Annotated in this window: 11 protein-coding genes; 4 read left to right on the forward strand and 7 right to left on the reverse strand. The window is 34.7% G+C overall.

Annotated features, from left to right (window positions below):
• Positions 1 to 170 precede the first annotated feature (170 nt).
• Entirely contained in the window at positions 171 to 1,520 is a 1,350-nt protein-coding gene (locus tag MODO_RS10965; RefSeq protein WP_006258746.1) for a DEAD/DEAH box helicase, read from the forward strand.
• A gap of 91 nt (positions 1,521 to 1,611) precedes the next feature.
• Here the strand turns inward: MODO_RS10965 and MODO_RS10970 are convergent, their stop codons facing one another.
• From MODO_RS10970 to MODO_RS10995, 6 genes are all read right to left on the reverse strand, one after another.
• Positions 1,612 to 2,952, reverse strand: coding sequence for an MFS transporter (locus MODO_RS10970; protein ID WP_006258747.1), 1,341 nt, complete (start codon positions 2,950 to 2,952; stop codon positions 1,612 to 1,614).
• An 80-nt stretch (positions 2,953 to 3,032) separates the two neighbouring features.
• Positions 3,033 to 3,719, reverse strand: coding sequence for a (d)CMP kinase (cmk, locus tag MODO_RS10975; RefSeq protein WP_006258748.1), 687 nt, complete (start codon positions 3,717 to 3,719; stop codon positions 3,033 to 3,035).
• 320 nt (positions 3,720 to 4,039) lie between these two features.
• Positions 4,040 to 6,508, reverse strand: a complete 2,469-nt coding sequence (lon, locus tag MODO_RS10980) for an endopeptidase La (RefSeq protein WP_006258750.1) — start codon at positions 6,506 to 6,508, stop codon at positions 4,040 to 4,042.
• A 201-nt stretch (positions 6,509 to 6,709) separates the two neighbouring features.
• Positions 6,710 to 7,681: a hypothetical protein gene (locus tag MODO_RS10985; protein WP_006258751.1), complete on the reverse strand. Its 972-nt coding sequence runs from the start codon at positions 7,679 to 7,681 to the stop codon at positions 6,710 to 6,712.
• Between the two features lie 87 nt (positions 7,682 to 7,768).
• The gene (locus tag MODO_RS10990; RefSeq protein WP_006258752.1) at positions 7,769 to 9,067 is read right to left on the reverse strand and encodes an MFS transporter; all 1,299 of its coding nucleotides are present in this window, start codon (positions 9,065 to 9,067) and stop codon (positions 7,769 to 7,771) included.
• A gap of 51 nt (positions 9,068 to 9,118) precedes the next feature.
• Positions 9,119 to 9,934 carry a M48 family metallopeptidase gene (locus MODO_RS10995; protein WP_006258753.1) on the reverse strand — a complete coding sequence of 272 codons (816 nt, stop codon included), beginning with the start codon at positions 9,932 to 9,934 and terminating at the stop codon, positions 9,119 to 9,121.
• Positions 9,935 to 10,049: 115 nt separating this feature from the next.
• On the opposite strand from MODO_RS10995, the gene MODO_RS11000 reads away from it, so the two are divergent.
• Both MODO_RS11000 and msrB read left to right on the forward strand, forming a co-directional pair.
• A complete protein-coding gene (locus tag MODO_RS11000; protein WP_006258754.1) occupies positions 10,050 to 10,916 on the forward strand; it encodes an alpha/beta hydrolase in 867 nt (288 codons plus the stop codon).
• 4 nt (positions 10,917 to 10,920) lie between these two features.
• The gene (gene msrB, locus MODO_RS11005) at positions 10,921 to 11,397 is read left to right on the forward strand and encodes a peptide-methionine (R)-S-oxide reductase MsrB (RefSeq protein WP_006258755.1); all 477 of its coding nucleotides are present in this window, start codon (positions 10,921 to 10,923) and stop codon (positions 11,395 to 11,397) included.
• A gap of 357 nt (positions 11,398 to 11,754) precedes the next feature.
• Here msrB and MODO_RS11010 read toward each other — a convergent pair whose 3' ends face one another.
• Complete coding sequence (locus tag MODO_RS11010) at positions 11,755 to 12,486, reverse strand: biotin--[acetyl-CoA-carboxylase] ligase (RefSeq protein WP_006258756.1); 732 nt, start codon at positions 12,484 to 12,486, stop codon at positions 11,755 to 11,757.
• A 99-nt stretch (positions 12,487 to 12,585) separates the two neighbouring features.
• Here MODO_RS11010 and rsfS point away from each other — a divergent pair, with 99 nt between their 5' ends.
• Positions 12,586 to 12,957, forward strand: a complete 372-nt coding sequence (gene rsfS / locus MODO_RS11015; RefSeq protein ID WP_006258757.1) for a ribosome silencing factor — start codon at positions 12,586 to 12,588, stop codon at positions 12,955 to 12,957.
• The last annotated feature ends 15 nt before the right edge of the window (positions 12,958 to 12,972 follow it).

The raw sequence follows: 12,972 nt of genomic DNA on the forward strand, positions 1-12,972 counted from the left end.
TTAGGTCTCCACTTTTCTAATGGGAGCACAATTCATTACAAGGACTTATGTAATTGTTTTTTTATTAGCTATTTTATCCTATTTAGCTCAAAAACTATTCGTTAAGACAATAGAAACTATTTGATATTGCAAAAAAAATAAACGTATCTTTGCTGCAAATATCGACATATATGAATACTTTCGAGCAATTTAATCTACCGAAAGCCCTTGAAAAAGCTCTTAATGAGCTTAATATTATTTCACCAACTCCTATACAAGCTAAATCATTTCCAGTTATTCTTTCTGGAAGAGATATGATGGGTATTGCCCAAACAGGTACAGGAAAGACATTTGCCTACCTTCTACCTATCTTAAAACAATGGAAGTTTAGCCATGCTGAATCTCCTAGAGTAGTGATACTAGTACCTACACGTGAACTTGTAGTACAAGTAGTAGATGAAGTAGAAAAGCTTACAGCCTATATGTCTGTAAGAACATTAGGGGTATATGGTGGTACCAATATCAATACACAACGAAAAGCTGTCTATGAAGGTGTAGATATCCTAGTAGGTACACCTGGACGTATGATGGACTTAGCTCTAGATGGAGTATTGCGTTTTGATAATTTACAGAAGTTAGTCATTGATGAATTTGATGAAATACTAAACTTAGGGTTTAGAACACAGCTTACATCTATTCTTACAATGATGAAAGGAAAACGTCAAAATATCTTATTCTCTGCTACTATGACAGAAGAAGTAGACGAAGTACTTGACGAATATTTTGACTTCCCTGAAGAAGTATCTCTTGCTCCTTCTGGAACTCCGTTAGAGAATATAGATCAACAGATATATAATGTACCTAACTTCAACACGAAGTTAAATCTATTAATGCACTTACTTAGCAATAAAGAAGAGTTTAATAGAGTACTTATCTTTATCAACAGTAAACGTCTTGCAGATGTTGTAATGGAAAAGCTAGACGCAGCCTTTCCTGAAGAGTTCACTGTAATTCACTCTAACAAATCTCAGAACTTCCGTATGAGATCTATGGCTGAGTTCCAAGCGAATGAATTAAGAGGTCTTCTAACTACAGATATAATGGCTCGTGGACTTGATATCTCTGATATTAGCCACGTAATCAACTTACAGTTCACTGACTCTCCAGAACAGTATATTCACCGAATAGGACGTACAGGACGTGCTGATAAAAAAGGTACGGCTATCTCTATCGTAGACCCTAAAGAGGAAGAAGTAAAATTAGCTGCAGAGATTCTAATGGAGAAAGAACTTAGAGCAATGACAATCCCAGAAGAAGTAGTCATCTCTGAGTCACTTATGGAGTTTGAAAAATCTAAGTTAAAGTCTAAACAACTTGCTAAGGTTAAAAAGCCAATAGAAAAAGGAGCTGCTTTCCACGAGAAAAAAGACAAAAACCAAAAGGTAAATCTTGGAGGTCCTGGTAAACGTAACCCACGTAAAACTAAACCTCGTAACAGAGCAGTAGAAGCCAAAAGAGCTGCTAAACGCAAGAACAAATAAGATAATCGAACCATAAAAAAGCGTGCTAAATCAAGATTTAGCACGCTTTTTTTATATCTAAAAATATTCTCTTAAAAGAAAGAATACATATTTACTCTTTTATGTTTTCTTCTACAGCCTGTGGATTGTGTTTATACTTAAATATAATAGCAAACAATATAGTTACTACTAAAGCATATCCTGCGAATATAAGCCATGAATGTCTCCAACCTTCTAACTGTAAAGTAACATCTTCTTGGCTATATACAAAGTGATTCACAATGTACTGAGCGATAAGCATACCTATTGTTGCTCCAAAACCGTTAGTCATCATCATAAATACTCCTTGTGCAGAAGAACGAATATCTTCACTTGTCTCATTATCTACATATAGAGAACCTGATACATTAAAGAAGTCAAATGCAATTCCATAAACAATCATAGACAATATAAACATCCATACTCCATTTCCTGGATCACCTATACCAAAGAATCCAAAACGAAGAACCCAAGCAAACATTGACATCAACATTACTACTTTAATACCAAATTTTCTAAGAACAAATGGAATTAACAAGATACACAAGGTTTCTGAAACTTGTGATAACGAGATTAACGCATTAGCATTATGTGCTCCCCAAGAGTCAGCGTATTCTGGTACTTTAGAGAAACTCGTAATAAAAGGATTCGCATACCCATTCGTAATCTGTAATGACACTCCTAGCAACATTGAGAAGATAAAGAATACTGCCATCTTCTTCTCTTTAAACAAACTGAATGCCTTTAGTCCAAAAGCATCTGCTAAACTCTGCTTCTCATTAGATTTATTAATAGGGCAATTAGGCAATACGAAACTGTATAAGAAAAGAACTATTCCTAAAACACCTGATACAAAGAATTGATAATAATTAGATTGAAAACTCTCAAAAGCGATATCTCCACCAAAGTTAAACCCTAAAGAACCATCACTGTGGAACCCAAAAAAGTTAACAAACAACATCGCACAGATAAATCCTACTGTACCAAAAGTACGTATAGGCGGAAAGGCCTTAATCGTATCGAGGTGATTCTGTTTTAATATTGCATAAGAAGTTGAATTAGATAAAGCGATTGTAGGCATAAAGAAAGCTACACTACAAGTGTAAAGTGTAAAGATCGTTGTAAAGTCTACATCCCCTCCTGCTATAAAACCGTAATAACCTGTAGCAATCATAAAAATAGCTGCGGCTAAGTGATTCAATCCTAACAACCTCTGAACTGGTATCCATCTATCAGCTACTATTCCCATGATAGCAGGCATAAAAATAGATACTATACCTTGCATGGCATAAAAAAGACCAATCTTAGGCCCTAGCCCAACTGATCCTAAATAGTTCCCCATAGATGTTAAATAAGCCCCCCAAACAGCAAATTCGAGGTAACTCATCAACGTCAATTTTGCTTTTACATTCATTACGTGTGATATTATTTCTGTGTTATTAGTTTAAGAGTTTATGCCCTTAAACCTCGTTTTATAAGTGTGTTTATAATAATTTATTTAATTCTTTTTTGCGCTAAATCCAGAATTAAATTAAACTGTTCTTCTATAGTTAAATTAGAATTATCTACCTCTACAGCATCATCTGCCTTTACTAGTGGTGAATCTGCTCTGCTTGTATCTATTTTATCCCTTTCTACTACATTGTGAAACACTGCATCATAACTCACATTAGGGTCTTTATCTTTCAATTCATCAAAGCGTCTTTGAGCACGTATTTCTGGAGAGGCAGTCATAAATATCTTTAACTCTGCATCAGGAAACACAACTGTTCCTATATCTCTTCCATCCATTACTACCCCCTTAGACTTACCTAAATTTTGTTGTTGTTCTACCAACTTTCTTCTTACCTCAGGTACTTCTGCTATCTGACTTACAAACTGTGATACCTCTAAACTGCGTATCACACCTTCTACATTCTCTTGGTTTAAGAACACTTCTGCAAATCCTTTCTCTGGATTGTACTCAAAGTGTAGTTCTACTGATGGTAATGACTCTATTAACCCTTCTCTATTGAAGTAATTTTCTTTTATCAAACCTTTTCTCATTGCAGACAAAGTAACCGCTCTATACATAGCTCCTGTGTCTATATATACATAGCTAAGAGACTTCGCTAATGATTTCGCTAATGTACTTTTCCCGGTAGAGGAAAAACCATCAATCGCTATAGTAATCTTTTTCAAATTGAAAAATTTAAAATTAGTTTAAAACTCATTGATTTGTCAAATATAGTAGTATTTATAAGCTTTCGTATCTTTTTAAAAACACTTTATAAATAGCTATTTCTAATCAAAACACCTTTTTAAAACACTCATTGTAAAACAAATACTAAAAAAGCACCTTAAAAATACGACTATTTTCTACAATAATGGCTAGCAAAAGTAAGTTAATCTGTAAAAATTCCCATCATTTTAAGGTCACAAAATACAGCCAAGAACCTCTTATAACTAAAAAAGCCTCACTTTTATAAAAGTGAGGCTTTCTCTATCCTATCTAATAAGTTTTACTTTTTAGCTACTTCTAGCTTCTTAGCATTCTTTACCTTCTGATTTGTAATTGCGATCTCTAAGACTTCTTCCATTTTATCTACATAATGGAAAGTCAATCCTTTAAGATACTCTTCTTTAATATCATCGATGTCTTTTCTATTATCTTTACACAAGATGATCTCTTTCACATTAGCACGCTTAGCTGCAAGAATCTTCTCTTTAATACCTCCTACAGGAAGCACCTTTCCTCTTAAAGTTATCTCACCTGTCATCGCTAAGTTCTTTTTCACCTTGCGTTGAGTAAATGACGATACCATAGAGGTTAACATCGTAATACCTGCACTAGGTCCGTCCTTAGGCGTTGCCCCTTCTGGTACGTGGATATGTATCTTATAATTATCAAATACTTCTTGAGCTATATCTAACTCTTCTGCATGAGCCTTAATATACTCTAATGCGATAGTAGCAGACTCTTTCATCACTGTACCTAAGTTACCCGTGATAGATAGTTCTCCTTTACCTTTAGAGATAATTGATTCTATATATAGAATATCTCCTCCTACACTAGTCCACGCTAATCCTGTTACTACACCAGCCACATCATTATTCTCATACTTATCATTTTCAAAACGTGGTGTACCTAAGATCTTTTTGATATCCTCTTCTGTCATCTTCACATTATACTCCTCTTCCATCACGATATTCTTAGCCACACCTCTAGCGATGTGTGCTAGTTGTTTATCTAAGCCACGTACTCCAGACTCTCTTGTATAATTCGTGATGATAAACTCCATCTGTTTTTTACCAATCACTACATCTTTAGAAGTTACTCCATGTGCCTTTAATTGTTTTTCTAACAGGTGCTGTTTTCCTATCTCTACTTTTTCTTCTATCGTATACCCTGTCATCTCGATAATCTCCATACGGTCTCTTAATGCAGGTTGTATAGTGCTTAGACTATTAGATGTCGCGATGAACATCACCTTAGACAAGTCATACCCCATCTCTAAGAAGTTGTCATAGAACTCGTGATTTTGTTCTGGATCTAATACTTCTAACAGTGCAGAAGAAGGATCACCATTATGACTAGAAGACAGCTTATCTATCTCATCTAATAAAAACACAGGATTAGATGTCTTTGCTTTCTTTAGACTCTGAATAATACGTCCAGGCATAGCCCCGATATATGTCTTTCTATGCCCTCTGATCTCTGCCTCATCGCGTAACCCTCCTAGAGAAATACGTACATACTCACGACCTAATGCATCTGCTATAGATCTACCGATAGAGGTCTTACCTACCCCTGGAGGTCCATATAGACATAGAATAGGAGACTTAAGATCGTTTCTTAACTTCAGAACAGCCATGTGCTCTAAGACACGCTTCTTCACCTCTTCTATTCCATAATGATCTTTATCTAACTGCTTCTGAGCATTCTTTAAATTAAAGACATCCTTAGAATAGTGATTCCAAGGCAACTCTAAAAACAACTCTAAATAGTTTCGTTGAATACCAAACTCAGCTACTTGAGGGTTCATTCTTTGGAACTTCATTAACTCCTTATCGAAGCGCTCCTGTACTTCCTTAGACCACTTTTTATTAGCAGCTTTCTTACGCATTTCTTCAAACTCCTCTTCATTTGAGAAACCACCCAATTCTTCTTGGATTGTTTTCATTTGTTGGTGTAAGAAATACTCTTTTTGCTGCTGGTCTAAATCAACTCTAACTTTCGTTTGAATATCATTGCGCAACTGAAGTTTTTGTAACTCTAAAGTCATCATCTTTAGAGCTTCTAATCCTCTAGCATTTAGATCATCTATATTAAGTAATCGTTGCTTATCAGCAATATCCATACTCATATTAGAAGACACGAAGTTAATTAAGAAAGATTCACTAGAAATATTCTCAATAGCAAATGCTGCATCTGATGGTATATTAGGATTCTCTTTGATAATTTCTAAAGCAGTCTCCTTAATAGAATCTACAATAGCTGAGAACTCTTTATTCTTCTTGCTAGGGCGCTTCTCTTCACGAGCCACCACATTAGCCTTCATATAAGGTTCTTCTTGTGTTAGTTCTGTAATCTCAAAACGTTTTTTACCCTGTAAGATAACTGTGATATTTCCGTCAGGCAACTTTAATAACTTGATAATACGAGCCACTGTCCCTGTATGGTATATCTCATTGATACCAGGATCATCAGTACCCTCATCTATCTGCGCTACTACACCTATCGTTTTATCTCCTTTATTTGCTCTATTTAATAATTCAATAGACTTATCTCTACCTGCTGTAATAGGAATCACTACACCTGGGAATAATACCATGTTTCGCAATGGTAATATCGGAAGTGAAGTAGGTAACTCTTCTTTATTCATTTCTTCTTCATCTTCACTCGAAAAAATTGGAATAAACTCTGAATCACCATCTCCTAAATCTTGTAACGACAAGTTGTCAAATGTTATTATTTTTTGATTTGCCATATGTATTTTTACGTCATTTTGTCAGTTAACAGTTTTTTTTCGACATAGCCTAACTACAACCACACCCATAACCTACTGATTACCAACAAAAACATTAATTTTTAATTGTTCTACCTATATAATATTTCAATCTTTATGCCACAAAAAAATCCTTACTCTTATGGCAAGGATTTTTTCTCTTTTATGTTAAAATACAAAATATTATTTACTCGGCGAAGAAATAATTATAACAGAAAAATCTCCATAAGTGATTTTTACTCTTTTATCTTGGTCTTCTTCTTCCACTCCTACTAAAGTAGCTTCAAATCTACCTTTTAATAAAAACTTATTAGGATCATCTTTATCTTTCTCTGCATAATCAAAACGCAAGAAACCTTCACTCTCTGCCATATCTTTAGACGTGTACTTAACTCCATAAGGAGAAGTATACTCTACGTTAAACCATCCTAATTTCTTAAAATCTTTAGGATCATTCGATACAACGATATCATTATTATAAGGAAAATCTAATACTATCTTCTGTGTCTTCTCTACACCATCTATACTAGATACGTATGCTCTTCCTGCTTTTACTTCTACAGACTCCTCAGGATTAGTAAAAGGTTCATTATCTGCAAACGCTTCTAAGTACGTAGCCTCTTTTCTAACAAAAGGGATATCTACAAAGTTTCCACTAATAGGAAATGACTTTAAGTTAGGGTCATCTTGTATACTTGGCATCATGCGCTTAATATCAAAATCACCAGACAATACTCTTGCCTTTCTATTAATATTACCTATAGACATAATCCCTGTCACAATATTAGGACGCAATGTGTCCTTCGTAGTATACAGAAGCTTATTCTCCCAAGAATAGTAATTACTCTCATTCACATTAGTAGGAAAGTTACCTGACTGAAACTTTAAAGTTCTAAGGATCAGTTCGTCATTTTCATAATTCTCACTTCCTGTTAACTTCACTTTTATTTCTAAACGTCCGTTTTTATCTAACTCAGCTACTATTCCTTCTCTCATTAAGATAGTCTCTCCCTGATTATGAATAGTCATAATCGGCTTACCTACTCCCTGCTCACCTTCTATGATAGAGTCATAAGATTCATTATCACACGAAGCTACGGTCATAGCTGTGATAGAAAATAAACTAATCGCTAATATTCTAAATGTCTTTTTCATATTATATCTTACTATTCGTAAAGTAATCAATTTTTAAAAATATTTCAATAACAAAAATACAATCTTATTTCTTTTTTAATACTAATTCTATCTTTTATTAGGTATTCTTAATAGTAGAACGAAACCTACAGCAAAAAATAAGATTAAAAACAATATAGCATTCTGCATCTTACCTGTTATATCACTGACTAGCCCATACATAGACATCCCTAGTACAATACCTAACTTCTCTGTCACATCATAAAAACTAAAGAATGAAGTAGTATCTGTGGTCTCTGGTAGTAGTTTAGAATAAGTAGATCGAGACAACGATTGTATTCCTCCCATTACTAATCCCACAAAACTAGCTGCCACATAGAACTCATTAGGTGTGATTATAGTATATGCATATAGACATATTATAATCCATAACGCATTTAATACACATAACGTATAAATATTGCCAATTTTTTTTGACAATAGAGAAGTCAGATAAGCTCCTAGTACAGCTACTAACTGTATCATCAGTATACTTAATATTAAGCCTGTCGTACGCTGAGTATCGTTTTCCCATGCGATTTCTTTTTCTCCAAAATAGGCTGCTATAATCATCACAGTCTGCACAGCCATACTGTAAACAAAAAAAGCAACTAAATACCTCTTTAGCGCAACATACTCTTTTAGCTCTCCCCAAACTCTTTTTAACTCTCTAAATCCTTTAAAAAATAACGATTTAGTAATTTTCTTCTCATTTTTAAAATCTGGTAAATACCTAAAAGTATAAAGGCTAAACCCTATCCACCATAACCCTACTAATATAAAGGAGAAACGCATCGCTGTCATCGCTGTTGTAAAACCAAAGAAGTCATACTTCATGACTAACAATAAGTTTAATAATAACAGTATCACACTCCCGATATATCCTAGTGCATATCCTTTTGCACTTATTCTATCTTGTTGTTCAGTAAATGCTATATCAGGAAGATATGAATTATAAAAAACCAAACTTCCCCAAAAACCAATTAACCCAAACATATAGATCAATAAGCTCAATAGCATATAGTCTAGACTAAAAAAATAAAGAAGCATACACGATATAGACCCTATACCACAGAACAACTTCATAAAGAACTTTTTAGTCCCTAGATAATCTGCTATTCCTGATAATATAGGCGATAGTATACATACTATTAAGAATCCTATCGCAGTGATATAACTAATAATTGACTCACTCTTAATAGAGGTTCCCCAAAAGTCAAAACTATCAATGTTCAACTCTCTAAATAAAGATCCATAATACAACGGAAAGATAGATGACGAAATAACTAAAGCATATACAGAATTAGCCCAATCATAAAACGCCCATGCATTTAAAAGTTTTTTATCCCCTTTTACAAAACTTTTCATAGTCTAGTCTATTTAAAAAAATAAGCTACCCAAAGGTAGCTTACTCTATTTTTATCTTCCGAAAGATACACCAAATTTTGCTGCTTCAGCTTTCGCTTCAGGAATTAATTTCTTCAAATTAGCAATACGCTCTTGATTACTAGGGTGTGTGCTCATCCATGAGCTCCCACCTCCACTTCCATCTCTGGCAGCCATTCTACTCCAAAAACTAACTGCTTCTTCTGGATTATACCCAGCGATAGCCATTAGTGTCAGGCCTATCTTATCAGCCTCAGTCTCATGTGATCTACTGAAGGGCAACATTCCTGCCACATTACTACCATACCCATATAGTCCTGCGCTTAACTGTTTAGTCGTAGCGCTAGACTTAGCAGTAGCTGCATCTATTGCCACAGCTCCTGCCTGCTGTAACATACCTGCACTCATGCGCTGTTGTCCGTGATTAGCTAATGCGTGAGCGACTTCATGCCCCATCACTACAGCTATTCCTGCATCTGTCTGACAATATGGCAAAATACCTGTGTAGAACACAATCTTACCTCCAGGCATACACCACGCATTCACTTCCTTATCATCTACTAAGTTATACTCCCACTTATAGTCATTAAGATAACTCCCATACCCATTAGCCGTCAACCAAACCTCTGCTGCTTTCTTAATTTTTACACCTACGTCAGCTACACGTTGTGCATCTTTTGTCCCTTTTATCACCTTATGTTCCTTTAAGAAAGTATCATATTGTGAAAAAGACATTGGAAACAACTCAGCATTAGAAGTAAATGCCATCGTTTTTTTTCCTGTAAAAGGATTTGTTGCACAAGCAGTTAACAACAAAAAAGTTCCGATAGAGAATACGATTTTTTTCATTATTTTTTATTTTCAAAATTAATAGGAATTCGCATAATTCAAAAACTTTTACTTTTATAATAATTCTTTTAGATTCTTTTATTTTGTAATTTTACCTCCTTAGAACATTATTATAATGCAAAGTCAAAAACCAAAACAATCGCTTGAAATACCAAAAAGCATAATAGTAATAGGAAAAACATTACAATTATTTTCAAATAACCTAGCGACTAGATTTGCTCAGAACTTATTCATCACTCCTCTTAAATTTAAACCACCAAAAAGAGAGAAGGAGATGTTTGATAAAAGTGTTGTCACTAAAATAACCGTGCCAGCTCTGCGCAAAGACATCGTAGTATACCAATATGGAACCAATAAAGCTGCTGATAAAAAAGCACTTCTTATACACGGATGGAACGGTAGAGGTACACAGCTAGTGACTATTGCTAATATGCTCATGAGGTCTGGATATGACGTCGTTAGCTTCGATGCACCTGGTCATGGCAAGTCTCCTAAGACGAAGACGAATATGACAGAATTTATTGCTTCTGCATTCGAAGTAGAGAAACAGTTCGGTCCATTCGAACTCGTTATCGGTCACTCACTAGGAGGAATGACTACCATGAATGCGCTTAGAGATGGTCTAAAAGCTAAAAAAGCTGTCATACTAGGAAGTGGAGACGTGGTAAAGGATGTAATAGATGACTTCGTCAAACAAATAGAACTAAAACCTATTATCTCTAAAAAGATTCAAGAACGATTCGAAACTCAGTTTAACCAAACTATGGAGAGCTACACTGTACACTTAGCAGCAGAAGAAATAGACATTCCGCTTCTAATTATGCATGATGAAGATGATGTAGACGTTAATGTAAGAGCAGCTTATGCGATTAAAAAACACAGCAAGAATGCAGAGATTATGATCACATCAGGTCTTGGACACCGCAAGATCTTAGGAGATAAAAAAATAATAGAACGCATCAAAGCTTTCATAGAACAATAGATAAATGAAAATAGTTGTATTCGGTTGTATCATTCTAAGTATATTAGCCTGTAAAGATGTAAACTATCAAAAGATACCAAAGATGAAAAAAGATAAAACAACAACAGAACAAGAATGGCAACAAGCCCTTACCCCTGCTGAGTACTATGTACTACGAGAAAAAGGGACTGAACGTCCATTCACTGGAGAATACAACGACTTTAACGAAAAAGGGACATATCACTGTGCAGGATGTGGACAACTATTGTTCAGCTCTGATACTAAATTTGATGCACACTGTGGCTGGCCATCATTTGACAAAGCGATAGAAGGTTCTGTGACTTACATAGAAGACCTATCTCATGGAATGAAGAGAATCGAAGTGACCTGTTCTAACTGTAATGGACATCTAGGACATATCTTCCCAGATGGACCTACTGAGACTACAGGTATGAGATACTGTATGAACTCCATCTCATTAAAATTCAAAAAACAAGAATAACTATAGATAAAGAGAATAATGATTTAATTATTCTCTTTTTTTGTTTGTATACTTCCTATTTCACTTCACTCATATTTCTATCTAGCAGCGAATGAGTCCGTAGTGAGTCCGTTATGAGTCCGTAGTGAGTCCGTTAAAACATCTAATATAACGGAGTCAACACAGACAAACCATACTATGATTAAGTACGCATCACTTACAAGTATAAAACAAGATATAAAGGAAAGAGAAAGAAGACACACTAAACACAACACTACAGCATAACTATATCATACTACTTTATCACAATAAGTGATAAGATACTAAATCTACTGGCAGTACAGCCCTTAAGAAGGGCTCTTCCTTCCTGAGCAGTTATCAGTATAATAACTTCACTTGTTTAATATCAAATAGCGCTACACTATCATCTTCTTTTTTCACACTGAGTAGTCCATTCTTAGTCACCCCTAGTATAATTCCCATAAAACGAATACCACTAGGCAGTTCAAAAACACTAGGAACATTAATACGGTATAGACTTCGATGATATTCTTCCCATATAAATGTGCTACCAGAAGCTAGATACTTCTGACAGTATACTGTCAGCGACTCTAGTATGCTATGCATAAGTTCATCCTTATTTACTTTATCACCACATAATTTGAATAATGACGTGGCTTGTGGTAAATGATCGAAGTTTTCTTGGTTAGCATTTATACCTATACCTACTATTGACAAGGTTTCTCCGGAAGCTTTGATAATATTTTCGATCAAAATGCCACCTATTTTCTTATTATATGACAATATGTCGTTTGGCCACTTTATACTAAATGGCAGATTGTATAACTTTTTAAGACTAGAATATACACTTAAAGCAACTAGAATATTTAGATCAAAAACGTGCTCAGGGGTCTCTAACAATTCTTTCACTAACACACTAAACGTTAAGCTACTACCTACTTCCCCCTTCCATACACTTCCTCTCTGACCTTTGCCCTGAAACTGGTTTTCAGTAACGACAACAGTAAAGTTTTCTAGATTCGAATGCGTTAATATTTCCTTCAAATAAGTATTCGTTGACCCTATGGCATCGAGTTTGATAATATTCATGTAAAATAATTATAGACTAATCTGATCGATTTCATTATATTTGAATCCAAAATTAGCAAACATTACATTTAAACTAGAATAAAATAAGACAAAAAATAAATGGCAGACAAAAATATTAATAACGACGAATTGATTGCAAACATTGTAAAAGGGATAGAATCAGTTAAAGGTGAGAACATTACAATAATCGATTTAAGAGAAATAGACAACACTCCTTGCGATTACTTTATCATAGCTGATGGTAACTCTAACACTCAAGTTAATGCCATTTCAGGTTCTGTACAAAAATTAGTCTCTAAAGAATTACGTGATAAACCTTGGCACGTAGAAGGTGAAGATAATGCAGAATGGATTTTAATGGACTACGTAAACGTTGTTGTACACGTGTTTCAAAAACACATCCGTGAATTCTACAACATTGAAAGCTTATGGGGAGACGCTAAAATCACGACTATTGACAGCCAGTATTAACCACTAAACCAAAAT

The sequence above is a fragment of the Myroides odoratimimus genome (assembly GCF_001485415.1).
GTDB classification, from domain to species: domain Bacteria; phylum Bacteroidota; class Bacteroidia; order Flavobacteriales; family Flavobacteriaceae; genus Flavobacterium; species Flavobacterium odoratimimum.